The sequence below is a fragment of the Blautia sp. Marseille-P3087 genome (genome assembly GCF_900120195.1).
Taxonomy (GTDB): domain Bacteria; phylum Bacillota; class Clostridia; order Lachnospirales; family Lachnospiraceae; genus Blautia_A.
In genome coordinates, this window is sequence record NZ_LT635539.1 from 3,072,870 (window position 1) to 3,099,537 (window position 26,668).

At 41.5% G+C, this 26,668-nt stretch carries 23 protein-coding genes; 19 read left to right on the forward strand and 4 right to left on the reverse strand.

What is annotated here, in order from left to right:
• Positions 1-30 precede the first annotated feature (30 nt).
• The 4 genes from BQ7344_RS14630 to BQ7344_RS14645 all read right to left on the reverse strand — a co-directional run bounded on the left by BQ7344_RS14630 (position 31) and on the right by BQ7344_RS14645 (position 5,919).
• On the reverse strand, positions 31-1,647 hold the full coding sequence (locus tag BQ7344_RS14630; protein WP_072523134.1) for an alpha-amylase family glycosyl hydrolase: 1,617 nt from the start codon (positions 1,645-1,647) through the stop codon (positions 31-33).
• 79 nt (positions 1,648-1,726) lie between these two features.
• On the reverse strand, positions 1,727-3,331 hold the full coding sequence (gene pckA, locus BQ7344_RS14635; RefSeq protein ID WP_072523135.1) for a phosphoenolpyruvate carboxykinase (ATP): 1,605 nt from the start codon (positions 3,329-3,331) through the stop codon (positions 1,727-1,729).
• A gap of 158 nt (positions 3,332-3,489) precedes the next feature.
• On the reverse strand, positions 3,490-4,848 hold the full coding sequence (locus BQ7344_RS14640) for an MATE family efflux transporter (RefSeq protein ID WP_072523136.1): 1,359 nt from the start codon (positions 4,846-4,848) through the stop codon (positions 3,490-3,492).
• 18 nt (positions 4,849-4,866) lie between these two features.
• Positions 4,867-5,919, reverse strand: a complete 1,053-nt coding sequence (locus tag BQ7344_RS14645) for an AraC family transcriptional regulator (RefSeq protein WP_072523137.1) — start codon at positions 5,917-5,919, stop codon at positions 4,867-4,869.
• Between the two features lie 192 nt (positions 5,920-6,111).
• Here BQ7344_RS14645 and BQ7344_RS14650 point away from each other — a divergent pair, with 192 nt between their 5' ends.
• The 19 genes from BQ7344_RS14650 (at position 6,112) to BQ7344_RS14735 (ending at position 26,643) form a co-directional block, all read left to right on the forward strand.
• On the forward strand, positions 6,112-6,447 hold the full coding sequence (locus BQ7344_RS14650; protein WP_235816127.1) for an MFS transporter: 336 nt from the start codon (positions 6,112-6,114) through the stop codon (positions 6,445-6,447).
• Entirely contained in the window at positions 6,447-8,015 is a 1,569-nt protein-coding gene (locus BQ7344_RS14655; protein ID WP_072523138.1) for an alpha-L-rhamnosidase-related protein, read from the forward strand. Before BQ7344_RS14650 ends, BQ7344_RS14655 begins: the two co-directional genes overlap by 1 nt.
• A 71-nt stretch (positions 8,016-8,086) precedes the next feature.
• Positions 8,087-8,320: an HPr family phosphocarrier protein gene (locus BQ7344_RS14660; RefSeq protein ID WP_072523139.1), complete on the forward strand. Its 234-nt coding sequence runs from the start codon at positions 8,087-8,089 to the stop codon at positions 8,318-8,320.
• Positions 8,321-8,322: 2 nt separating this feature from the next.
• Entirely contained in the window at positions 8,323-8,628 is a 306-nt protein-coding gene (locus BQ7344_RS16610) for a glycoside hydrolase family 3 C-terminal domain-containing protein (RefSeq protein WP_235816128.1), read from the forward strand.
• Between the two features lie 78 nt (positions 8,629-8,706).
• Complete coding sequence (locus tag BQ7344_RS14665) at positions 8,707-10,833, forward strand: glycoside hydrolase family 3 N-terminal domain-containing protein (RefSeq protein ID WP_235816129.1); 2,127 nt, start codon at positions 8,707-8,709, stop codon at positions 10,831-10,833.
• A gap of 4 nt (positions 10,834-10,837) precedes the next feature.
• Complete coding sequence (locus tag BQ7344_RS14670; RefSeq protein WP_072523140.1) at positions 10,838-12,082, forward strand: DNA polymerase Y family protein; 1,245 nt, start codon at positions 10,838-10,840, stop codon at positions 12,080-12,082.
• A gap of 13 nt (positions 12,083-12,095) precedes the next feature.
• On the forward strand, positions 12,096-12,758 hold the full coding sequence (locus BQ7344_RS14675) for an SDR family NAD(P)-dependent oxidoreductase (RefSeq protein WP_072523141.1): 663 nt from the start codon (positions 12,096-12,098) through the stop codon (positions 12,756-12,758).
• Between the two features lie 142 nt (positions 12,759-12,900).
• The gene (locus BQ7344_RS14680) at positions 12,901-13,464 is read left to right on the forward strand and encodes a TetR/AcrR family transcriptional regulator (RefSeq protein WP_072523142.1); all 564 of its coding nucleotides are present in this window, start codon (positions 12,901-12,903) and stop codon (positions 13,462-13,464) included.
• Positions 13,451-14,119 carry a hydrogenase nickel incorporation protein HypB gene (gene hypB / locus BQ7344_RS14685; protein WP_072523143.1) on the forward strand — a complete coding sequence of 223 codons (669 nt, stop codon included), beginning with the start codon at positions 13,451-13,453 and terminating at the stop codon, positions 14,117-14,119. The genes BQ7344_RS14680 and hypB overlap by 14 nt, the downstream gene beginning before the upstream one ends.
• A gap of 32 nt (positions 14,120-14,151) precedes the next feature.
• Positions 14,152-16,938: an FAD-dependent oxidoreductase gene (locus BQ7344_RS14690; RefSeq protein WP_072523144.1), complete on the forward strand. Its 2,787-nt coding sequence runs from the start codon at positions 14,152-14,154 to the stop codon at positions 16,936-16,938.
• Between the two features lie 37 nt (positions 16,939-16,975).
• Positions 16,976-17,320, forward strand: a complete 345-nt coding sequence (locus tag BQ7344_RS14695; RefSeq protein WP_072523145.1) for a hydrogenase maturation nickel metallochaperone HypA — start codon at positions 16,976-16,978, stop codon at positions 17,318-17,320.
• 22 nt (positions 17,321-17,342) lie between these two features.
• Positions 17,343-18,377, forward strand: coding sequence for a DUF5692 family protein (locus BQ7344_RS14700; protein ID WP_072523146.1), 1,035 nt, complete (start codon positions 17,343-17,345; stop codon positions 18,375-18,377).
• Between the two features lie 348 nt (positions 18,378-18,725).
• Positions 18,726-18,950: a helix-turn-helix domain-containing protein gene (locus tag BQ7344_RS14705; protein ID WP_072523147.1), complete on the forward strand. Its 225-nt coding sequence runs from the start codon at positions 18,726-18,728 to the stop codon at positions 18,948-18,950.
• Positions 18,951-19,010: 60 nt separating this feature from the next.
• Entirely contained in the window at positions 19,011-20,231 is a 1,221-nt protein-coding gene (locus BQ7344_RS14710) for an AAA family ATPase (protein ID WP_072523148.1), read from the forward strand.
• Positions 20,232-20,243: 12 nt separating this feature from the next.
• Complete coding sequence (locus tag BQ7344_RS14715; RefSeq protein WP_072523149.1) at positions 20,244-20,912, forward strand: DUF4276 family protein; 669 nt, start codon at positions 20,244-20,246, stop codon at positions 20,910-20,912.
• A 526-nt stretch (positions 20,913-21,438) separates the two neighbouring features.
• Positions 21,439-23,334 (forward strand): hypothetical protein, encoded by a 1,896-nt coding sequence (locus BQ7344_RS14720; RefSeq protein WP_072523150.1) that lies wholly within the window; start codon positions 21,439-21,441, stop codon positions 23,332-23,334.
• On the forward strand, positions 23,334-24,758 hold the full coding sequence (locus tag BQ7344_RS14725; protein WP_072523151.1) for a DNA/RNA non-specific endonuclease: 1,425 nt from the start codon (positions 23,334-23,336) through the stop codon (positions 24,756-24,758). Before BQ7344_RS14720 ends, BQ7344_RS14725 begins: the two co-directional genes overlap by 1 nt.
• A 32-nt stretch (positions 24,759-24,790) precedes the next feature.
• Positions 24,791-26,305, forward strand: coding sequence for an RNA-binding domain-containing protein (locus BQ7344_RS14730; RefSeq protein ID WP_072523152.1), 1,515 nt, complete (start codon positions 24,791-24,793; stop codon positions 26,303-26,305).
• 5 nt (positions 26,306-26,310) lie between these two features.
• Entirely contained in the window at positions 26,311-26,643 is a 333-nt protein-coding gene (locus BQ7344_RS14735) for a nucleotide pyrophosphohydrolase (protein WP_072523153.1), read from the forward strand.
• The last annotated feature ends 25 nt before the right edge of the window (positions 26,644-26,668 follow it).

The window sequence follows — 26,668 nt, forward strand, 5'->3', positions numbered from 1 at the left end:
TTTTTGCATTGCCTCAAAAAGGAAAGAATATCAACGGAAACTCTTTAACCAGTTGACAAGGGAATCATGCCAGATGTTTTCATTGACAGTTTTCTTCATCTGATCGCTAACCGGACCGTTGTTTGCCATTTTGGCAAGGATGGTTGACTGTAATTCTGCAACAGACATGTCTTCCGGCGACTTGTTCGGATCGAAATGAACCGGTTCTGTGGCGGAGGATGGTGCTTCAGAATCAGCCGGTATGGATTCTTCATCTGTCACTGTTTCCTCTTTCACCGAAATCTCAACCTTAAATGGTTTATACTCAGGCATATCGCCGGCAGGTACCCAGATCTCGCCACTGTTTGCCGGAACAGTTACATTGATACGGCCATCCTGTACAGCGACTTTCTGACCGGACAGTGCACCGATGTATTCCACAGAGTTTCCAGCAGGAAGATCCATGGAAGCAGCATTGTCATCGTTATTGACTGTTACAACGACACGCACATCGTTCAGATCACGTGCAAATGCAAACTGACGGTTTGTAAGGTGCAGTTCTGCATAGCTTCCGTAACTTAATGCAGGTGTGTGCTGTCTGATCTGTCCGAGAGCTGCAATAAGGGCAGTACATGGATTGTCTCCCAGAGCAGTTTCATAATCATCAAGTGAAAGGGCAGGGCGGAGACTGTCATCAGAAGAACGCTCCTTGCGGCCCTCAATTCCGAACTCAGAACCATAATAAATACTCGGAACTCCCGGAAGAGTATAGAGCAAAATATGAACCGGTGTAAAGTGCGCTTTATTGGACAGTTTTGTATAAATTCGCTCGACATCATGATTGTCCACAAAATTATAAAGATCGAGATTTCCCATATTCTGTAAATATTTGACCGTATGGGCAATCTCAAAATAGTTGTGGTCATTATGACCGCTGTAGAGTGCCTTGTGAAGCGCGTAATTCGTGACACTGTGCAGCGTCTCACCGTTTACCCAGCGGCTGTAATCACCGTGGATAACCTCGCCCATCAGCCAGAAATCCGGCTTGACTTCCTCGGCAGTACGACGGAGCATACGCATAAAATCAAAATCAAGGACATCGGCAGCATCAAGACGGATGCCATCTACATCAAATTCAGAAACCCAGTAACGGATCACATCACAGATATAATTCTGAACATCCGGATTGCGCTGGTTAAGTTTGACGAGCAGATTATATCCACCCCAGTTGTCATAGGAAAATCCATCATTGTATTCGTTGTTTCCATAGAAATTGACATTGCAGTACCAGTTAAGATATGGCGAATGCTCCCTGTTTTTCCGGATATCTTTAAAGGCGAAAAAATCACGTCCGGTATGGTTGAATACACCGTCAAAAATAACTTTGATTCCTTTTTCGTGGCAGACTTTTACAAAAGTTGTCAGATCCTCGTTGGTTCCAAGACGGGAATCCAGTTTTTTGTAATCGGTTGTTTCATAACCATGTCCGACACTTTCAAAAAGAGGCCCGATGTACAGGGCAGTGCAGCCGATTGCTTTAATATGGTCAATCCATGGAAGAAGAGTGTTCAGGCGATGTACCGGTGTACTGTAGTCGTTCTGCTTCGGTGCTCCGGAAAGACCAAGCGGATAAATGTGATAAAAAATAGCTTCGTTGTACCAACTCATGTTGTTATCATCTCGTTTCATATAAAATTATGGGGCTGTCGTAAAACGGCAGCCCCTGAAATTGCTTTCGATTATGAAATTATGCCTGAGGACCAGCAGCAACAAGTGCTTTACCAGCAGCATTTCCTTCGTATTTAGCAAAATTCTTAACGAATCTTGCAGCAAGATCTTTTGCTTTTTCTTCCCACTGTGCAGCATCTGCATATGTGTCACGTGGATCAAGGATTCCTGCATCAACACCCGGGAGTTCTGTAGGAACTTCGAAGTTGAAGTATGGAATTGTCTTTGTAGGAGCGTTCAGAATGGCTCCGCTCAGGATAGCATCGATGATACCACGGGTATCTTTGATGGAGATACGTTTGCCTGTTCCGTTCCATCCTGTATTAACGAGGTAAGCTTTTGCTCCGCTCTTTTCCATTTTCTTAACAAGTTCTTCTGCATATTTGGTCGGATGCAGTTCAAGGAATGCCTGACCGAAGCAAGCAGAGAATGTAGGTGTAGGCTCTGTGATTCCACGCTCTGTACCAGCAAGTTTAGCTGTGAATCCGGACAGGAAGTAGTACTGTGTCTGAGCTTCTGTCAGGATAGATACTGGCGGCAGTACACCGAATGCATCTGCGGACAGGAAGATTACGTTCTTAGCTGCCGGTGCAGAAGAAATCGGGCGAACGATTTTTTCGATGTGGTCGATTGGGTAGGAAACACGAGTGTTTTCTGTTACGCTCTTATCAGCGAAATCGATCTTACCGTTTGCATCAACTGTTACGTTCTCAAGAAGAGCGTTACGTTTGATTGCATTGTAGATATCCGGTTCAGATTCTTTGTCAAGGTTGATAACCTTAGCGTAGCATCCGCCTTCAAAGTTGAATACACCGTTGTCATCCCAGCCGTGTTCGTCATCACCGATCAGGAGACGTTTCGGGTCTGTGGAAAGAGTTGTTTTACCTGTTCCGGAAAGTCCGAAGAAGATAGCGGTGTTTTCACCATTCATATCTGTGTTAGCGGAGCAGTGCATAGCTGCGATGCCTTTCAGTGGAAGGAAGTAGTTCATCATAGAGAACATACCTTTCTTCATTTCTCCGCCGTACCATGTGTTGATGATAACCTGCTCTTTGGATGTAATGTTGAACATTACAGCTGTTTCAGAGTTCAGGCCAAGTTCTTTGTAGTTTGTAACTTTTGCTTTGGAAGCATTGTATACAACAAAATCCGGCTCAAATGTTTCCAGTTCTTCAGCTGTTGGCTGGATGAACATGTTTGTAACAAAGTGTGCCTGCCATGCAACTTCAACGATGAAACGGATAGCCATACGAGTATCAGCGTTAGCACCGCAGAATGCGTCAACTACGAAAAGTTTCTTGTTGGAAAGTTCTTTCTTGGCAAGTTCTTTACAAGCTGCCCAAGCTTCCTGTGTTGCAGGATGGTTGTCGTTCTTGTATTCATCAGAAGTCCACCAAACAGTATCTTTGGAATTTTCATCCATAACGATGTATTTGTCTTTTGGGGAACGTCCTGTGTAGATACCAGTCATTACGTTAACAGCGCCAAGTTCTGTTTCCTGGCCTACTTCAAATCCTTCAAGACCTGCTTTGGTCTCTTCTTCGAATAAAACTTCGTAAGAAGGATTGTACACAATTTCAGTTGTACCAGTGATGCCATACTTAGTTAAATCGATTTTTGCCATCTTACATTTACCTCTCTTCTTTAATAGAGCCATCTACACGATGGCTTTCTTTAACCTTTAAGAAGTAGAATGCTCCTACTTCCCATAGAGTTAATTATACATAATTCATCAATAAAAGCAATAAAAAAACAATGAAAATTTAAAAAAATGACAATTATTTAACATTTCAGTTTCCGATAGCTGATAATAAAATAAATGATTTCTGCGGCTGAAGTGATAAGCCACGAAAAAACATACAGCAGATAAAGTGACGGAATGGTATGAATCCAGGCAAAGATCGTGTAGATCCATATGATACGGAATGCACAGGAACCGAGGAGTATGATAATGGTCGGGACAATCGTTTTGCCGATTCCACGTGATGCTGCAGTTGTGCAGTCCATAAATACGGATACAGCATAGGAAAAAGCCATGATCCGTATCCTCTGCATGCCGGCATCGATGACTGCCGCGTCAGTGGCAAACAATGAAAGAAACTGATGACCAAAAACAAACAGCAACACACCCAGAAGGACACTGGCAAAGAAAGAGTAAAAAAGGCAGACAAAATAGCTTTTTAAAACTCTTTTTTTGTTTCTGGCACCGTAATTCTGACTCATGAAACTGGAACAGCCTGTATAAAAAGCATATAACACGTTAAAAATCAATGAATCCGCATTGGTGGCGGCTGCATTTCCGGAGACTGTAATAGTATTAAAGGAGTTAACCCCTGCCTGTACAAAAAGATTGGCAATGGCGAAAACTGCGCTCTGGATTCCGGCGGGAATACCGATCATCAGTACCCGGACACCCGCATCTCTGTGAAATCGGATATTTTTTAAGGAAACATGACATTCATCTTTTCGCTGTACGAGATGAATCATGATAAGGCCGGCAGAAACGTACTGGGCAATCGCAGTTGCAGTTGCCACACCTGCAGCCGCCATATGAAATACAATGACAAAAAACAGGTTCAGAAGTACGTTTAACACACCGGCAATCGCGAGATAATAAAGAGGTCGCTTCGTTTCGCCACGGGCACTCAAAACACCATTACCAAAATTATAGATTCCCATTGCCGGCATACAGAGAGCATAAATCCGAAGGTAGAGTGAAGCCTGATCGATCAGATCATCTTTTGTATTTAAAAGTCGGAGCATTCCTCCTGAAAAGAAGAAACAGACTGTTCCGATCAGAAGCCCGATCAATGTACAGAGAAAAAGAGAAGTCTGTATGGTCTCTACGGTATTTTCGTGATTTTTTGCACCAAGCGCGTGCGCGACGCGGACATTGACACCACTGCCCATACCGATCAGAAATCCGGTAAACAAGGTGACCAGAAGTGTAGTGGAACCAACAGCACCGAGTGCTTTGTAATCGGCAAAATGTCCGACAACAGCAACATCGCTTAAATTGAACATGACCTCCAGAAGCTGGGAGCACATCAGCGGAATGCTGAAGAAAAGAATATTTTTCCACAAAGAACCCGTTACCATCTCAATGGAACGGGCTTTCTTTTTTGTATTTTTACGTATCATATAAACCTCAATAATAAATTAAATTTTATGTTTTTTGCGGTATTCACCCGGAGTGATCCCGTAGGCTTTCTTAAAAGTCCGCATAAAATGTTCCGGTGATTCATAGCCGACCAGATCACAGATCGCGTGGTTGCTGAGTTTGGTTTCACGGAGCGCGCGGCATGCCTGGTTCAGCTTAATGTCACGGATGATCTGAAGAAAAGTCTGGCCGGTTCCTTCCTTTATCAGTGTACTGAAATGCGAAGTACTGTAGCCAAAATGTTCCGCGGTGCTTCCAAGAGTAGCATTCTGATAATGATGATTCAGATAATTCAGAATTTCTGTCATAGAGCCGCTTCCGGTATCTTTTGTGAGAATGGACTCAATCTCATTTTCGTGATAGCGAAGAAGCATTGCCCAAAACATGATCAGCATGGAATTCAGGAAGGTGTAGCTGTATTTTTCATGCCCGAGATATTCGATATAAAGATTTTCCAGCATATCACGGATGCGGATATCATCAAAAGTATGGAAAATCAGATAATTCCCCTCAGTTTTACGATAAAGTACGTGTGCAAAAAAATGGGCAAGTGCGCTGTCGGCAGTCAGCGACTGGAAAAAAGTGGACTGAAAAGTAGAGCCACGGACCAGGATATTAAAAGCGAGACTGTCATCAAAAATTCCGATACTGTGCGTGGTATGAGGCGGTATGATGCAGATATCTCCGGTATGGAGTTCATGAGCCATTCCCTGGATTGTTGTATGGGCAGTTCCGTTATATACGCAGATAATTTCAAAAAACTCATGCTCATGATCAAATATCGGTGTATACCGGTAATGCTTTGAGAACATGATATTTCCGGTCAGATCACCGAAGAGGTCTTTTTCCTCCATATAGGGGTACCATGCTTCTTTTTGAAGCTCCGGAACAAAAAGACGGTGGTTGGAAATAAACTGCCGGTCCAGATTCAGACAGTAGTCATGAAAAGCTTCCGGATGATTTTTTTCCTGAAAATATAAATCTCTGTAAAAAATTTCGTCATCATTATAGTCTTTAATATAATTTCGAAAATCCTCTCTTGTAAGTTTCATAAATGCCCCTCAAAATATTGATAGATCAGAATTATTTCTTTATATAATAGATCTCGTTTTGCAATTCGATATTTTCAGTATAGCATCATCTGAATCGAAAAAAAAGTCAGTGTTTTACAAAAAAAATCACAATTGGAAGAAATGTAAAAAAGAAGTAAAGTAATGGCAGAAAGAAATTTGGAGGTTATAAAAATGAACGAAGTTGAAATGCAGCCTGACCCGGTTGATTATGGTGAATGGAAAAGCGGTGTCAACACAGCCGGAACTCTTTCTGCAGTAAATGGCTTTGTAGGTAAAGCTGGTATGGCAATTGCAAGCAGTGTCGGAGCTGCTATGCTTCAGTTTGGTGGATTTGATGCAACTCAGACGATCCAGACAGTGACAGCACAGCACTATATTACTGCCATGTACATCTGGGTTCCGATTATCACAAATATTGCAACAATTGTTACTATGATGTTCTATGATCTGGATAAGATTTATCCACAGATTATCAAAGAACTTGATGAAAGGAGAGCAAACGCATAATGGCAGAGGTAAGTATAGATCTTAACATGGTCCGTGTGACCAATGATGCATTTGTTGCAAAAGCAGAGGCGTGTGCACCGAAGCTTCTGGAGACAGTGGTTCGCCCTGTTTCCATCGTAGATATCGTAAAAACAGAAAATGTATATCCGGATGTTAATAAGAAGGACGACATCAAAAATCTCTCTTCCTATCATCTTGCAAAAGGAGATAAGATCTGTCTGGATTTCGGTGATCATCAGGTAGGATATGTTACACTGAAATTAAACTCTGTAGGGAGTCCGCAGGATGCACCGGCATTTTTCAGACTGAAATTTGCAGAGATTGCAAAAGAAATCACAGAGGATTCCAAAGATTATGACGGATGGATCAGCCGTGGCTGGATTCAGGAAGAATTTATCCATGTAGATGTCCTTCCGGCAGAACTGAAACTTCCGAGAAGATATGCATTCCGTTACATGGAGATTGAGGCAATTGATACCTCCCTGAAATGGCAGCTCGTTGTCGAAGATGTAAGCTGCACCAGTGTTTCCGCAGTTCGTATCGAAGATGTGGAGCCGGTAAAAAGTGATGACGAGATGATCAGAAGACTTGACCGTGTTAGCCTCCGCACGCTGCAAAACTGCATGCAGTCTGTATTTGAGGACGGACCGAAGAGAGACCGTCGTCTCTGGCTCGGAGACCTTCGTCTGCAGGCACTTGCAAATTATGAAACATTCCATAACATGGATCTCGTAAAAAGATGTCTGTATCTCTTTGCAGCGCAGACGAAAGATAATGGACAGGTAAGTGCATGTCTCTTCACAGAACCGAAATTCATCGTAGATGACACCTTCCTTCTTGATTATTCTATGTTCTTCGGTGCAACGCTTTACGATTATTATGAAGCGTCCGGTGACAAAGAAACCTTAAAAGATTTAAGTGCCTGCGCATATCGTCAGATGGAAATCGCAGAAGAGTGGTTTGATGAAAAAAATCTGCTGAAAAACGGCGAAGGTTTCTGGGGATTTATTGACTGGACCGATGGACTTAATAAACAGAGTGCCATGCAGGGCGTATACATCTACTGCGCAGGGAAAGTACAGAAGATCGCGGAAGTACTTGGTGATACAGAAAAGGCTGCTTATTTTGCAACAGAAGCAAAAGAAAAGACAGAATCTGCAAGGAAATATCTTCTGGATCCGGAGAGCGGCCTGTTTGTAAGCGGAGAGGAAAAACAGCTCAATTACGCGAGCCAGGTGTGGATGATACTTGCCGGTGCAGTATCCGCAGAAGAAGGAGCAGAAATCCTTGATAAAGTCATTGCACTGAATCCGGAAAAAGGAATGGTTTCTCCGTATATGACCCATCATTTTGTGGAAGCACTTCTTAAGTGCGGCAAAAAAGAACAGGCAATGGATTATATGAAATATTACTGGGGCGGCATGCTGAGCCATGGAGCAGATACCTTCTGGGAACTTTACAATCCGGAAAATCCGGCAGAATCTCCGTATGGCGGAAGTATTGTCAACAGCTACTGTCATGCATGGAGCTGTACCCCGACTTACCTTCTCAGAAAATATTTTATCTGAAAAATGGATTACGAAAAAGGTTTTCGAATATCCGCACGAATATGATTAGAAATGGAAAAAGGAGTCAGATTATGGTAAAATTAACAGTAAAGATCGTATCCATGCAGGATGCGGACAAATTTAACAAGCTTTGCAGCAAATTTGACTGTGACATGAATCTGCAGAGTGGAAAATATTACGTAGATGCAAAATCCATTATGGGAATTTTCAGTCTGGATCTCAGCAAACCGCTGATTCTGAATGCAGATACAGACGATGAGGCAAAAGTAAAAGAAACATTTGCAGATTTTGTCGGAGAGGAATAATCATGACACGTACTTTAAAAGAAAGAACATTTTCCGGTACAATGAATCCGGAAATCCAGCCATGGGAAACAGAGCACCGTAAAGTCGCAAGACGTGCAGCAGCAGAAGGAATGGTTCTTCTGAAAAATGAAGATCATATCCTTCCGCTGAAAGCGGGCAGCGCGGTAGCCCTCTATGGAGCAGGTGCAGGTAAGACGATCAAAGGTGGCACCGGTTCCGGAGACGTCAACGAAAGAGAAAAGGTTTCCATCTGTGAGGGCATGAAAAATGCCGGATTCCAGATTACTACAGGAGCATGGATCAATTGATACAACGATATTTATGACAAAGCCCGTCAGGACTGGAAAAATGATATTTTATCCAGAACCGGATATGGTGCGGACACCATGAGTTTCTTTGAGGTCTACAGTACGACGCCATTTATCATGCCGGCAGGAGACAAGATTAAGAAATCAGCAGGTGACGAAGCAGAGACTGCAATTTATGTGCCCAGCCGCATTGCCGGTGAAGGTGCGGATCGTCAGGCAGACAAGAGCGATTATTATCTGAAAGATGAAGAATACAAGATGCTGGCAGATATCTGTGCAAATTACGAAAATGTCATCGTTGTGATCAATGCAGGTGCACAGGTAGATCTTTCTTTTATGGATGAGTTTACCAATATTAAAGCACTTCTGACGATCGTACAGCCTGGTATGGAAGGCGGAAATGCATTTGCGGATGTTGTTTCCGGTAAGGTGAATCCATCCGGAAAGCTCACCGATACATGGGCATATAAATACGAAGATTATCCGAATGCAGAGACATTTTCCCACAATAATGGAAATGTTGAGACGGAAGTTTATGAAGAAGGTATGTATGTCGGCTATCGTTATTTTGATACTTTTGACGTGCCGGTACGTTATGGCTTCGGATTTGGCCTTTCCTATACGGACTTTGAGATAAACGACTACTGTCTGGAAAGTCTGGACAATAAAAAACTGACTGTCTCCGTACAGGTGAAAAATATCGGCAAAGTTTCCGGTAAAGAGGTCGTTCAGGTGTACACATCTCTTCCGGGCGGCATCCTCGAAAAAGAGGCACATCGTCTCGTGGCTTATGCCAAAACATCTGAACTTAAACCGGATGAAAGCGAAAAGATCACTGTAGAAATTTCTCTGGAACATCTGACTTCCTATGATGAAAAGAGAGCCGCATGGATTCTGGAAAGTGGATTCTATGGAATCTGGATCGGCAACAGCCTTGCAGATGCAAAACTGTGCGGCGGTGTAAAACTTGATAACGAAGTGATTCTTCGTCAGGTAAAAAATCTTTTCCCGCTGAAGCAGGAACTGGATGAAAAAACACAGACTTCCGGAAAAACTTCATCCCGCGAAAAAGAAGCAGAGAAACTGGCAGCAGAACAGAATCTGAACGTTGCGCAGCTGTATGCGGCAGATTTTACGACAGAAGTCATCGAATATAAGAAAAACAGTGAACTCTGTGAAAAAGATGCGCTGGATTTTGTCAACACACTGACAGAAAAAGAGCTGATCGATCTGGCAGCCGGAGATCCGGGCAAAGCACAGGGCGGAAACCTCGGTGTGGCAGGTATTTCTGTTCCGGGATCCGCAGGTGAAACACACCGCTGTGCAATCGACAAAGGCCTGGCAAGTATCGTACTGGCAGACGGTCCGGCGGGACTTCGTCTCATGAAATACTACCACGTGAACGATGGAAGCATTGTGACCATGCCGTTTGAATTCAGTCTGGAAGGCGGCCTTTTCTACGATGATTCCAGAGAACTTCCGGGCGAGAGATACTATCAGTACTGTACCGCGATTCCTGTAGGAACCCTGCTTGCACAGACATGGAATCGTGCACTGATCCGTGAAGTTGGTGCGATGATCGGTACAGAGATGGAATATTTCGGTGTGACACTCTGGCTGGCACCGGGAATGAACATTCACAGAAATCCGCTCTGTGGAAGAAACTTCGAATATTATTCTGAAGATCCGTATGTGGCAGGAACCATCGCAGCAGCAATGACAGAAGGTGTACAGTCCAACTATGGATGTGGCACAACCATTAAGCATTTCGCATGTAACAACCAGGAAGACAACCGTATGGGATCTGACAGTGTGATTTCCGAGCGTACACTCCGCGAAGTATACCTTAAAGGATTTGAAATCGCAGTCAGAGAATCTCAGCCACTGTCTATCATGACAAGCTATAACCTGATCAACGGTGTTCATGCAGCGAATAATTATGATCTCTGTACAGAGACCGCACGTAATGAATGGGGGTTCAAGGGTATGATCATGACAGACTGGACAACAACAGAAGTTGATGAGAAATGCACCGCATCCGGATGTATGAGAGCCGGAAACGACCTCGTGATGCCGGGATGTTTCGGAGACCATGACAACATGCATAAAGAACTGGCAGAAGGAACCTTAAAGATCGAAGACCTGAAAGCATGTATTGCACGACTGGTAAGTGTGATCTGGAAATCCAACCAGTACCTTCAGTAAAGCTATGAATCGTTTAATTTTTCATATTGATGTAAACAGTGCGTTCCTTTCATGGGAATCGGTACGCAGAGTGAAACAGGGACTTCCGGATCTCCGGAGTGTCCCTGCTTGCATTGGAGGAGATCCGAAAAAGCGTACGGGAATCGTTGTGGCGAAGTCCATTCCGGCAAAAAAATACGGAGTTCAGACAGGAGAACCTGTGGCAATGGCACTCCGAAAATGTCCGGACCTCGTCATTGCAAAAAGTGATTTTGAACTGTATATCAAATGCTCCAGAGCGTTCAAAGAGATCTGTGCATCCTATGCGCCTGTAATGGAATCTTTTTCAATTGATGAAGTTTTTCTGGACATGACAGGCACTTCATTGATTTATCCTGATCCGGTTCGGACGGCTCACGAGATCAAAGACAAGATACGAAATGAGCTTGGTTTTACAGTAAATGTGGGGATTTCTGCGAACAAACTTCTGGCAAAAATGGCATCTGATTTTGAGAAACCGGATAAGGTGCATACTCTTTTTCCAGAGGAGATTCCGACGAAGATGTGGCCGCTTCCGGTACGTGATCTTCTGTTCTTGGGTAAAGCTTCCGAGAAGAAACTGACAGAAGCAGGCATTCATACGATCGGTGATATGGCACATGCAAGAGAGGCGGAAATCCAGACTTTACTCGGGAACAAAGCTGGCCATCAGCTTTGGCAGTATGCGCGCGGAATTGATGATTCTCCGGTCAGGGCACAGCCGGAAGAAGCAAAAGGTTTCAGTGTGGAAACAACCTTTAATGATGATATTGTTTCCGTAGAACAGGTGCTTCCGATCCTTCTGGAACAGTGCGATGTTGTAGCGACAAGGATGCGCAGAAAAGAGAAAAAATGTACCTCCGTATCGGTAACTTTCCGCACACTGGATTTCCGAAACAAATCGCATCAGACAACTCTTCCGAATGCAACGGACATGACAGATGAGATATACAAAAATGCGAAAAAACTGTTTATCGAATCATGGAAGGGGGAGCCACTTCGGCTGATCGGGGTGGCACTTACAAACCTTACGGACGAGAGCTTTGAACAGATGTCTCTGTTCGAAGACAATGAGCAGAAAGAGCGCCACAGAAAGCTGGATGCTACGATGGATGCAATCCGTCAGAAGTTCGGCAATGACAAAATTACCCGTGCGAGTATCATGAACAGCAACACCGGAATTGCGCGAAAAGCACGCGCACAGATGAAAAATGAGGACGAGAATAAATAGAGGGAGAACCATAATGAGAGTACTAATTACAGGGACGAGCTCCGGTATCGGAAAAGGAATTGCAGAAAAATTTCTGAAAGAAGGACACAATGTTACAGGCATTGACCGTAAAGATGCATCAATACAGCATAAGAATTATACGCATATCTGCATGGATATCCGGGCAAAAGAGCAGTATCCGGAATTGGAGCCGTTTGATATTGTGATTAACAATGCAGGTGTACAGAACGAAGAAGATATTGATGTAAACTTAAAAGGGACCATAGGCATTACAGAAAAATACGGGATTCGTCCGGGCATCCGATCGGTACTGATGATCGGATCTGCCAGCGGACACAACGGCTCGGAATTTCCTGAATATGTAGCAAGCAAGGGAGGAGTTCTTTCCTATACAAAAAATGTTGCCCTGCGCATTGCAAAATACGGTGCAGTATGCAACAGTCTTGATTTTGGCGGAGTCCTTACAGAATTGAACAAACCTGTCATGGAAGATAAAGCTTTGTGGGACGAGATCATGGAGCAGACGCCGCTTAAGAGATGGATGACTGTAGAAGAGACTGCTGACTGGGCATATTTTATGACCGTGACCAACCGTTTCTGCACCGGCCAGAATATCCTGATCGATGGACTCGAAGCCGGAAATGCGCATTTCGTATGGCCGGAGACAGACAACTGAAAAAGAATGATAAGTGACCGGATCCGAAGAGGATTCGGTTTTTTTTGAGCCTTTTTGAGATTGACGTTTTTTTGTCAAAATGCTACAATGGTGGAAACTGAAAAACTTAAAAGAGTTTCCGGGTTTCCAAATGGAGGATTGAATGCGGGAAAAAATTATTGATGCAACGGTTGAGGAATTTAAACAGAACGGTTTGAAATTTACAATGAACGATCTGGCGAAACGGCTGGGAATCAGTAAAAAGACAATCTATACCGTTTTTGAAAGCAAACAGGCAGTTCTGGTAGCGGTGGCTGACCGTTATGCAGCAGATTTATACAGTATGCAGGAAGAACTGGAGGCGGACGTAAGCCTGAATGTGGTACAGAAACTGGAGAAGCTTTTGTGCGCGCTTCCGGAGAAATATTCCAACATTGGACTGAGCCGGATTTACGAACTTGCGGAGAAATATCCGAAGCCATACAGACATCTGATGCGGTCAGTAAACAATGGATGGGAACAGGCAGAACAGTACCTGAGGAAAGGCATGGAAGAAGGTCTGATACGGGAAGTTTCCATTCCGGTAGTCATGGCAATGGTAAAAGGTACTGTAATCCGTTTTATGGAGTCAGATGTTCTGTACCAGAATGAACTGACCTATGAACAGGCCAAAAAAGAAATGGTGGAAATATTAATGAAAGGAATAAAAGCAGGTGGAAAAAGTTAGAATTCTTGAGATTAAAGAAAGCGTGTTTGCAGACAATGACAGACAGGCTGACCAGCTTCGAGCCAGGCTGAAAGAAAAAGGCGTATTCCTGATGAACCTGATGTCATCACCCGGTTCCGGTAAGACGACAACACTGAAAAAAACGATAGAAGCACTGAAAAATGATTTCCGTATCGGTGTTATGGAGGCAGATATTGATTCGGATGTGGACGCACTTGCGATTGCAGAAACAGGTGCAAAAGCAATCCAGTTACATACCGGCGGCATGTGTCATCTGGATGCAAAAATGACAGAGCAGGGGATCGAAGGATTGGGCATTGAAGATGTAGATCTGGCAATTCTTGAAAATGTGGGAAACCTCGTCTGTCCTGCCGAGTTTGACACAGGTGCATCCAAAAATGTGATGATTCTTTCCGTTCCGGAGGGACATGACAAACCGCTGAAATACCCCTTGATGTTTGAAGTATGCGATGCTGTTCTGATCAATAAGATTGATGTACTTCCATACTTTGATTTCGATATGGAACTGGTGAAAAAATACATTCATCAGAGAAATCCCAAAGCAGAGATTTTCCCGGTCAGTGCAAAGACAGGAGAAGGTATAGAGGCATGGACAACATGGCTGAAAAAGCAGGTTGCTGACTGGAAATCATAAAAAGAAACAGAGAGAAGGGAAAGGAAAGAGAGATGAAAAAAGGACTCGACAAAGAACTTTATCCGGATTATGTTTACCCGGAATTTACGCCTGATCCGAATGAACCATTTCGTGAACCAATTGCGAAACTGGGTAAAAAGATCACGGACCGTATTCCGCAGAAACTGGGCCTTAAAAAGATCACCAGAAACGATCCGGAGTATTGGGGACTGGCCGGAGTGCTTTCCGATGAGGAAGCAGAACTGGCACTGAAACTTGGGGTGAGAAAGCCAAAAACACTGCCGGAGATCGTGAAATTATCTGGTATGGAAGAGAAAAAATGTGAGGCGCTTCTGGAAGAAATGTCACGCAAAGGCCTTCTCGAATACAACTGGGAAAACGCTGCACATGAGAAGCAGTATGTCCTGCCGATGTATGTACCGGGATGCGCAGAATTTTTTAATATGAATGCAAAAATTCTGGAATCCAATCCGGAGATGGGAACATTTTTTGAGCATATGTCCCGCCTGCCGCTGGAAAAAATCACCCCATTTGTACCGGAGGGCGGTGCCGGAATAGGCATGCATGTCATCCCTGTAGAAAAAGCAATTGAGATGGAAAATGAGTCTGTAGATCTGGAACACATTTCCTACTGGCTCAGTAAATACGAGGGAAAATATGCTGCAAGTCCATGTTCCTGCCGTCGTTCCAGACTGACACATAACGAAGGCTGTGCAGATGATCCGGAAGGCTGGTGCATTGCGATCGGAGACATGGCGGACTACGTTGTGGAGACGCAGAAAGACGGACGTTATATTACGAAAGAAGAAGCTCTGGATATTTTCAGACAGGCAGAAGAAAACGGCTTTGTACATCAGATCACAAATATTGATGGCAAAGATAAAATTTTTGCTATCTGTAACTGTAACGTAAATGTCTGTTATGCGCTTCGTACATCACAGCTTTTTAATACACCGAATATGTCCCGTTCTGCATACATTGCAAAAGTTGAGAAACAGAACTGTGTTGCATGCGGCAAATGTGTGGAGGCCTGTCCGGCAGGTGCTGTCAAACTGGGACAGAAACTCTGTGATAAAGAAGGCTGTGAGATTACATATCCACGTATCCCGCTTCCGGGTGATCAGCCATGGGGCGAACATATGTGGTCACACAACTACCGCGATACGAACCGCATCAACTGCTATGATACAGGTACTGCACCGTGCAAAACAGCCTGTCCGGCACATATTGGCATACAGGGATATCTGCAGCTCGCAAAAGAAGGTCGCTACGAGGATGCACTTGCGCTGATCAAAAAAGACAATCCACTTCCGGCTGTCTGCGGACATGTATGTAACCGCCGCTGTGAAGATGCCTGCACAAGAGGCACGATCGACGAAGCGGTAGCAATTGATGAAGTTAAACGCTTTATCGCAGAACGTGATCTGAATGCAGAGACACGCTTCATTCCGAAAAAAACAATTCCGTCACTGAAAGGTGGATTTAAAGAAAAAATCGCGATTATCGGCGCAGGACCGGCTGGTTTATCATGTGCATATTTCCTTGCACTGACCGGATACAAACCGACGATTTTTGAAAAAAATGCAGAACCGGGCGGCATGCTTCGCTATGGAATTCCGTCCTACAAACTGGAAAAAGATCTTCTTGCTGCAGAGATCGATGTGATCCGTCAGCTTGGCGTAGAGATCCGCTGTGGTGTAGAAGTCGGAAAAGACGTTACAATCGAAGATTTACGAGAGCAGGGTTATAAAGGATTTTATGCTGCAATCGGATGTCAGAGAGGAAGAAAACCGGGAATCAGTGGAGAAAATGCCGAAGGTGCATATACGGCGGTGGATTTCTTAAGAAAAGCAGGTGGATCAGAAAGCTTCCCGCTTGAAGGTGATGTGGTCGTGGTCGGCGGCGGAAACGTAGCCATTGATGCGGCAAGAGTCAGCAGCAGATGTACCGATGCGAAGATTTCCATGTTCTGTCTGGAAACAAGAGAAAAAATGCCGGCGAGCAACGAAGAAATCGAAGAAGCTCTCGAAGAAGGAATTGAGCTGAACTGTGGCTGGGGACCGAAAGAAATTCTGGAAGAAGACGGTCATGTAAGAGGCGCCGTTTTCAAAAAATGTACTCGTGTGTTTGATGCACAGGGCAGATTTTCACCTGAATATGATGAGAATGATACAGTGACAGTGCCGTGTCGTCATGTGATCTTTTCCGTAGGACAGGCAATCGACTGGGGCCATATGCTGGACAATCTTCATGTGGAACTTCGCCCGAACGGCGGCGCACTTGCCAACAAACTGACTTACCAGACTTCCGAACCGGATATTTTTGTAGGCGGTGACGTCTATACAGGTCCGAAATTTGCTATCGATGCGATCGCAGCCGGACGTGAAGGCGCGGTTTCTCTGCATCGTTATGTGCATGAGAATTGTACACTGACCATCGGACGTAACCGACGCGATTTCATTGAACTGGATAAAGAAAATATTAAAGTGGAAACTTACGACTCATCCAGCCGTCAGATTCCGCCGAAAGCCGATGTAAAAGAACAGGCAAAAACTTTCCGTGATCTGTCACAGAGCCTGAGCGAAGAGCAGGTGAAAAAAGAAACTTCACGATGCCTGTCCTGTGGCGCATCTGTCGTGGATCCGAATAAATGTATCGGTTGTGGTATCTGTACTACGAAATGTATGTTTGATGCAATACATCTGCACAGAGGACTGCCGGGAGCATCTGTGATGCATACATCCGAAGAAAAACTGAAATACATTCTTCCGAATATGGTGAAGCAGTCGATCAAAGTGAAATTCAAAAAGAAAAAATAAGAGCTGTGCAGCAGCTCTCGGGTAAAGGAGAAGCGTTATGCACGAGCTTGGAGTAACATTTCATATCATGGACCACCTTGAAAAGGTGGCCGAAGAAAATAAGGTGACACATATTCGTAAAGTCACCCTTGAGCTGGGGGAGGTCTCGACAGTGATCGAGTCCTATCTGCAGAATTGCTGGACGTGGGCGGCCCAAAAACGGCCGCTGTTCAATGAATCTGAATTAGTGGTGGAAACATTACCTGCAGTTACATACTGTGAAGACTGTCAGAAGACATATCCGACCGTGGAGCATGGCAGGATCTGCCCACATTGCGGAAGCGAGCACACATATTTACTGCAGGGAAATGAGTTCAACATTAAGGAAATAGAAGTAGAGTAAAGGAAAGAAAGAGGGAGAGAGTATGTTTTTTCAAATCTATGGAGAGACAGCCGGATGGCAGCTTCTTGGATGGCTGCTGGTATTTACCGGACTTGTCGTAATGAATGAAATCGCAAGAAGATCCAAAGCAGGCGGCATTGCATGTTTTCTGATTCTTCCTGCAGCACTTACCGTGTATTTTATTGCTATCTATGTCGGTGCAGCAATGGGAGCTGAATGGGCACTTAATAATGATACGTACGTGCATATGAACAGCTGGTTCCATTATGCAAAACTGTATGCTGCAACAGCCGGCTGTATCGGATTTATGATTCTTAAGTATCACTGGGGAAAACTCGGAAAATCTCATGGATTTAAAGCGTTTCCGTTTATTATCGTTGCAATCAACATCCTGATCGCGGTAGTATCAGACTTTGAATCAGCAGTCCGTGCCGGTTCTCTGGCAGGTGGCTGGTGGCTTTCTTCCGAAGGCGTATGGCTTTACGGCGGCTGGTGGAACGTATTAAACGGACTGGCCGGTCTTTTGAATATTTTCTGTATGACAGGCTGGTGGGGAATCTACTCCTCAAAAGACAAAAAAGATATGCTTTGGCCGGACATGATCTGGGTATATGTCCTTGCATATGACATCTGGAATTTCCAGTATACATATCTGAACCTGCCTATACATTCCTGGTACTGCGGTCTCGCACTTCTGCTCGCACCGACCTTTGCAGCAGCACTCTGGAACAAAGGCGGCTGGATACAGAACCGTGCCAACACGCTGGCACTCTGGTGCATGTTCGCACAGGTATTCCCGCTGTTCCAGAATGCAAGCCGTTTTACAACAGTCACTTCCGTATACGGACAGGGCGGCATCGCAGCAGCAATGGGAAGCAGTATGCCGACTACCGCAGAACCGACCGCACAGGGAATTATTTCCGTACTGTCATTTGCAGTGAATGTATTCGTCTTCGCATACATCCTGAAACGTGCAAAAGTACAGAAAAAGAATCCGTGGAAGAACGAGATTTTTACAGATACAAAAGACTACAAAGAAGCAATGGAAAGAGCATAAAGAAGAGAAGGGCACTGACGGAGGGCAGTGTCTTTTTTTGCATAAGATAAAGAGATATAACTCAAGATAGAAGAAGCTAATATTTAAGCATAAAATATTTTAGAATATAAACACTATTCGCAAAATTCATGAATATACGTACTAATATTCGGTTAATATTACGAGTTGTATGATTGATGAAAACGACATATAATGACCTTATACTAAGGATGAAGGGGGAATGAGGGAATCAGACTTTCTAAATATAAGATTTGGAAAATCGAAGAATCCGTTTGAAGTTGTAATTGAAGATAAAGAATGTCTATGGTACAATAAGAACAAAAATTTGATATTAAAGAGGGAAAATATATGGCAGTATCATACAACGGATTATGGAAATTATTGATCGATAAAAACATGAAAAAAGTTGATTTGATGAACCGTATTGAAATCAGCAGCAGTACCATGGCAAAAATGACAAAAGAAGAACTGGTGTCTCTAAAAGTCCTGGAAAAAATCTGTGCAGAACTGGACTGTGACTTCGGAGATATTATCCATTATGAAAAAGTGCAGAATAAGGATAGTGTACAGTAATGGAATACATCTATTATGGTAATTGAAAATATGTGTGTAGAAAGGAATAAAGAGGTCAATATGGGAAAAATTGAAGGTGTTCAGATTAAAAATTTTGGTCCACTTAGAGATATTGTAATGGGAAAAACTTTAAACTATCAACAGGGGGATGCTCTTGGAAATGTTACAGCCATCATTGGGCCGAGTGGTAATGGAAAGAGTACACTTGCAGATGCATTTGGATTTTTGGCCGATTGTTTGGAGATGGGTGTAGAAGAAGCTTGTGATACAAAAAACAGAGGTGGTTTCCAGCAAATTCGTTCACAGGGAGTTGAAGAACCTGTAAAATTTGAATTATATTATCGAGAAAAGAGTAACACACGTCCAATCACATATGAACTGGAAATAGATGAAGATTCTATGGGCCGTCCATATGTAAAAGAGGAACGTCTGCGTCAACGCGTAACCAAGAGAGGGCGACCGTTATCTTTTTTACTTCTTCAAAATGGGCGCGGTTATGCGTATGAGGGAAAAGAAGGCGGTGCAGATGATGATGGACGTAGCGTGCAGGGAGAAAAAGTAGATGTAGAATTGGCTGATATCAGAAAACTTGGTATTGTAACTTTGGGAGCAATGAAACAATATGAGCGAATTGAAAAATTTTTGAATTTTTTAAAAAGCTGGTATCTCTGTTATTTTTCACCAGATGCTGCGCGTACTTTGCAAACAGCGGCACCACAGCCATATTTGAATCGTACGGGAAGTAACATAAATAATGTTGCGCAGTATATGTATCGAGAAAATAAAAGGGAGTTTACGAAAGTCTTAAAAGAAATTCAAACAAAACTGCCCAATATTGAGAAAATTGAGCCGGTCAAATTTGACAATGGACAAATGATGCTTAAATTTTGGGAAAAAGGATTTGAGAAAGCGATTTATTCTCCGAAGATGTCTGATGGTACTCTGAAATTGTTTGCTTACTATTTATTATTGCACGAAAGTAATCCACGTCAGCTAGTATTTATTGAAGAACCGGAAAACGGATTATATCATCAATATTTAAAACTTCTGGCAGATGAAATGGTGAAAAGTGTTGGGACGGGATTTTCAAAGCAGTTGTTCGTTACTACACATAGTCCTTTTTTTGTAAATGCGTTATCTCCAGAAAATGTGTGGGTACTTGAAAAGGGTGATGATGGCTTTTCAAAAGTTAAACGAGCGTCAGAATATGCATTTGTAAAAGAACTTTCAGAAGAAGGAATTCCGTTAGGGGACATGTGGTATAGCAAATATTTCGGATGATGGGAGAGAACTATGTATTTTCAGTTTTTGATAGAAGATAAATCAACAGAGATTTTGGTAAATCATATCATGGAAAAAATAAAGGAAATGTATCCAGATATATTTATTGATTTCAATATAAAATCATTTAACGGGATTGGACATTTATCAACACATGGAAGTCTACAGGAACGCAAAGGAAGCGGATTGTTGAATAATCTTCCTTTATATTTGAGAGGGTTTGATCGTTCTCTGGCGCAAATGCCGCAGGCAGTTATTGTTGTTGTGTTGGACAATGATAAACGTGATTGCACAGAATTCCAAAATGCGTTAGACAAAATTGCAAAAGAATCTGTGCAATTAATTGACTGGGTAGTTTGTATTGCTGTAAAAGAAATGGAGGCGTGGTTATTAGGAGATGAGAATGCTATTACCAGTGCCTACCCAAATGCAAAGAAAAAATATTTGAAAGCCTATGAGCAGGATGGCATATGTGATACATGGGAAGTGTTGGCAAACATGTTATATCCCGGTGGACTGGCAGCTTTAAAGAAAAAGTCTAAGAATAGCTATAGTGTAACCGGAAGTGCAAAGTGCGAATGGGCAGATAAAATTGGTAAAGAGTTAAATCTGGAATGCAATCTTTCTCCAAGCTTTAATAGATTTTTACGGTCACTTCAATTGCGAATTGATGCTGCATAATACATATTAGGAGAGAGGACAAAGAGACTTGTAAAATATACAAAGGATGTGAAGACATAGAATCTTATTGATGAGATGATTTGCTATTTGTGAATATTGAGAAAGACACTGACGGCGGTCGGTGTCTTTTTTGGGCTAAAAATACAGGTATCAGAGTTGTAAATATTGTAGCGGCTTGGTGGAAAAAGTAAGAATAAATGAATTAATTCCTGTCTGGGAAGAAGAACACCATATTAAAATAGAGTATGTAAAACGGACCGATACATTGTATGTGTGAACAAAAATTCCGAAAACGAAACACCAGACAGGCACGACAGAGAATGGAAGAGCTGTTTCGAAATATTGAAAATGAAAATCCAGAGATAAAGAAACTGGCATTTTGCTGAGAGAGAATGGTTATTTTGGAGAATATAAGAAATATTACAGAATAACGTGTAAAGCATGAAATTGTATTAGTATAATCTGGCTGTTATGCTATAATTAAAAATAACAGTTCATAAAAGTAAACGTACCTTCGGAGGAAACCATGTGTAAAAAGAACTATGCTACAAAATTATGTGCAGTAATGACTGCAATGTCCATAGTATTGTCAGGATGTGCTCAAAGTACGGGGACAGATGTAAATGACAATTCATCATCAACATCTGAAAATCAAATAACTGAAGAAGCGAATAATAAAATTGCAGAGGATATCGAAGCAGAAGCGGACGATATCATTGATTCTGAAGACGTAGAAGAATCAAGTTTAACTCCTACACAGCGAAATTCTGTTAATATGTTGAACTATATGTCCGCACTAACCCAAGAAATAAATGCATCAAGTGGAAATCAGATGTTTTTGGAAGAGGCATATTCTTCGCTGGTTAATGATATTTATCCTAATGCTGTAGATACGGAAACACAGGCAGAGATTACCAGTCTTATGGATACGATAGAGAATTATAGGATGATTACAGTAAAGCGTAAAAGACTGGAGTATATCTATGAGCAGAATCGTGCGCAAGCACTTCGTCAGAAAATTCCCAATCCTGTTGGGGTATTAAGTGCTGTTCAGTCTGGAAGTATATTAAAGTCTGCTGCATCTGTTCTTTATATGGCAGTTGACTCTGTTTCCAGTTATAAGGCGGCTACTTCACAGGCAGATCTTCAATATATACAAGATGGATGGGAACTTGAAGATCAAGAGCTAACTGAATTACATAACAGTACAAAAAATGCTTTGAGCTATATGTTTGATATGGTAAGAGATTACAATTTTGATGGAGATTATGCTTTATCGGAGGAGGCAATAAAAGATTTTGTTAAATGGAAATCTAAACCAGATTCGCAGCTTATCAGTAAAATTGAATGGTTCAAATCTCATAAGGATACTTATCAGAATTTTGGTCGGTATTGGCTGGAATTGGTAAAGGACTATTATAATTCAGAGGATTATGAGAATTGCATTGAATCAATTAGGCAGTATGAATCTGTTTCAACTCGGATTTTTCGTAAAGATACAGACAAAGCAAATGTTCTTCCTATGGTCATCATTGCGGCAAAAGAAACTTTAAGCGAGGCAGAATATATTGAACTTGCCAATAGCTATTGTTCTGAAATTTATGATAACACAAAGGATGATGACTGGAGCCTTAGATATTTTGTGGCTCAGATATACATGGATTTAAATATCTTAACAAAAGATGAGCTATATTTGGAGAAAGCCTACGAAATTGCGCTTGGCAATGTTAATGTTCTGGTTGACGAGCAAAGAACTTTGAACAAAACATATATGGAGGAAATCCAAAAAATTGAAGCAGATAAAGATTCTACAAAAAGAGAAAAAGAGGAAATCAAAAAGTATAATAAGTTGTTGAAAGAACAGCGAAAAGTAGAATTACCTCCTGTAAGTGAAGCCTTGTATCTCAATATAGAATTGTTATTTGCATTAGCCAATGAGATGCAAGTTTCAGATGAAGAACAGAAACGGATAAATGCAATTTTACATGAAAATGGAAATGAAATTTTCCTTACAAAAGCATTAGATAATAGATTTTGGTTTGGTAAAAAATCAGAAGATATCAATCTGGATGAGGTAGAAATCTCTTTTGATGGAGAAAATTTATCTATTCCGGCAGCGTACATTGCAGAGGGATATGCTATCCAAATGACAATATCCGGTGGCAAAAAAGACACTCAAATAGAAGACTGGAGTGTTAAAAAAGTTAAAAGACCTAAAAAGGAAAAAGAATGTTCGGAATTTGTTGTTTCATTTGAAAGTAAAAAGGCAAAGGATTATAAATATCATGTCGGTGATAAAATAACGATAAAAGTAGATCCTGTTGCAGATACACCTGATGGTAATATAACGCTCAATTACAAAGTAAAGTCGAGTAAAAAATTCGGTGTATTTGATGGCATTAAATTTGAAAGGCAGAAATAATGATTAAACGCATATGGGTACTGCTTTTGAGCTGTCTCCTTTTCTTTTCTTTAGCAACGACTGCAGTGGCTTGTGATGAAGAGCAGACAAATACATGTGTTCCGCAAATACTATTTGGGAAAAGTTTGCCAAGAAAAGTTAATGATGAAAATGTTCAGATGCTTTTGAGCGCATTATATCTTTGTAGTATGCAAGCTGATGGAGTTGGAGAAGACAAGGTTAAATACTTAAAACAGCGAAAAGTTTCGGGCGTTTCAAAGCTGAAAAAATTAGATGTTTCTGGAAAAACGGTATTAGAATGTTCTCATAATACCTGGGAACATGAATGTGTAAGGGTTAAGAAACAGCAGGAAAATAGAAAAGAAGTCCTTCAAAATACTGTTAACAAAATTTGTGACTTTGGTTTTATTAATAATTTAGTTGGGAGTAAAAAAGGCAAATGTAATAGTTTTGCTGCATTACTTTATTATTCCCATATCCTATCTGATTATTTGGCTGATGAATCTATTGAAACAGGTGTAAATATAAATGGAAAAGAAGTTCCGTCATACACCGGAGAAAAAGTTGTTAAATTGAATGGAAATAGACCATCTTTTACTCCAAAACAGAAAAAAAGTTCGGAATCCTTTATTGAAACAAGTCCACTGGACAGTCAAAAAAGAGCTGGAGTTGTATTTGCTAATATAGGAACTGATATATTGGACACTGTGGGTGAAAGAGAGAATATGGTGGGAATAAGACCATCGGGATGGAATCAAAAGAAATATAAAGGACTGGTTACTTCGCAGCCACCGTATCTTTATAACAGATGTCACCTGCTTGCTCATCAGCTTGGTGGAAAAGAAAAAGAAAATAATTTAATTACCGGAACGCGCTATTTGAATGAAGCAATGATACCTTATGAAAATGAAGTTGCGGACTATGTAAAAAATACAGGCAATCATGTTTTGTACCGTGCAACGCCAATTTTCAAAAAAGATAATAAACTTGCTTCAGGAATTCAGTTAGAAGCATATTCAGTTGAAGACTCAGGAAAAGGAGTATGCTTCAATGTTTATTGCTATAATGTTCAACCGGGAGTTGACATTAACTATATGAATGGTAAAAATAAAAAAGCCGATTACATATTCGGAAAGAAAAAGGTTCTTCCGTTCATAGCCCCAAAAGGTTCTTCGAATCTTATTGATGAGATGAATAAACATCTTGCTGTTTTATTTGATAGTTCCCAAAACAAAAATACATATCATGCAATGATAAATGATATTAAAACCATTGCGAACGAGGCCCGTGGAGTTGAAGGTAGAAAAAATAGCGCGAAGTACTATATAGATTTGAAGAAATATGAATACAAGTATTTGGAAGTATTAAAAAGTTATGTTCCTCGGTTGCTTAAAAAAGAAGAATTTTTTCAATCAGCGTTTTAATTAAAAAATTGTTATTTGAAGGAGAGACGACAATGGACTTAAATAAACTACAAACCATTTTTACAATAGGAGAAACCGTAGCAGTAGAGTTTAAACGTTGCGGCAATGGAATCGAATCAGATACCTATGAAACTGTGTGTTCTTTCCTGAATCGGTTTGGTGGAGATGTTTTTCTTGGTGTGCTGGATGATGGAACAGTAGTTGGAGTGTCGGAAAAGGCGGCAGCAGATATGGTGAAAAACTTTATAAAGACAGTAAGCAATCCAACAGTATTTTCACCGACAATATATCTGGTACCAGAGATTATAAAATATGATAATAAACGTACGATTATTCATGTTCATATCCCACCAAGTGCAGAAGTACACAGTTACAAAAAAGTGATTTATGACCGTATAGATGATGCTGATGTCAAAGTAACTGCTACTGGGACGATTGCACAGATGTATATTCGTAAACAGAATATTTTTACAGAGAAGAAAATATATCCATATGCCAGAATGGAAGATTTACGTTTAGATTTATTACCACAAATTCGAGTTATGGCGCAGAATCATGCAGGTGGACAACATCCCTGGACGGCAATGAGCGATGAAGAATTATTAAAAAGCGCAGGATTATATGGTCGTGATATTGCTACAGGAGAAGAGGGATATAATCTTGCGGCAATCATGCTTTTGGGAAAAGATGATGTAATTTTAAATGTAGCACCGGCATACGTGACAGATGCATTGGTACGTAAAGTTAATGTAGATCGATATGATGACCGTGAAGTTGTAAAAACAAATTTAATTGAGAGCTATAAACTGCTCATTGAATTTGGGCGGAAAAATTTGCCGGATAAATTTTTCTTAGAAGATACAGTGAATAAGAGCCTAAGAAATACAATCGTAAGAGAAATGGTAAGCAATACTTTGATGCATCGTGAATTTACAAGCAGCTATACGGCAAAGTTTGTAATTGAAAAGAATCGTATGTATGTTGAGAATGCGAATCGTGCTTCACGCGAAGGCATTATTACTGTGAACAATCTGGAACCAAATCCAAAGAATCCTATTATTGCAGCATTTTTCAGAAATATTGGTTATGCAGATCAGCTTGGTTCAGGTGTACGAAATCTGTTTAAATATAGCAAGTTTTATTCAGGAAAAGAACCAGAGTTTGCAGAAGGAGATGTGTTCAGGATAGTTGTTCCGCTGGATGAAGCGTATTCATACGACTTTGGTCAGGATAATGAAGTCAAAATTGCGACTAAAGAAGAAAAAACTGCGACTAAGGATGGCGAAATTGCAACTATAGGAGTCAAAAATGCGACTAAGGAAGCAATAATTGAGACTAAAAAGGAATTAACAAAAGAGGAAATACAAATCCTTCGTCTAATTGAAGAAGACCCGTTTGTTAAACAGAAAATGCTTCATGAAAAAACAGGTATTTCTCTGGGAACAATAAAAAGAATTTTACCAAGATTACAGGGAAAAGGCGTACTTGTCAGAGAAGGTGGTAAACGTTTCGGAAAATGGATTATTAAAGAGATAAAACAGGAGTAAGAATAGTGACAGGAGAAACAATAAAACAGATTTTAAAATTTCGAGATGACCGTGACTGGAAACAATTCCACAATCCCAAAGATCTGGCGATTTCCATTTCCCTGGAGGCGGCAGAACTTCTTGAAGTATTCCAGTGGAGTGGCACGGATGTTTCCAATGAGGGAAAACAGGAAAAAATCAAAGAAGAACTTGCAGATGTTTTAAATTATTGCGTGCTCATGGCAGATGCCTGTGGGCTGGATATCGATGAAATTGTACAGGAGAAAATTAAGATTAATAATGAGAAATATTCTGTGAGTAAGGCAAAAGGGAAGAAAGAGAAATATAATAAGCTATAAAAAAGAAAAGATTTTGTAGCCGCTT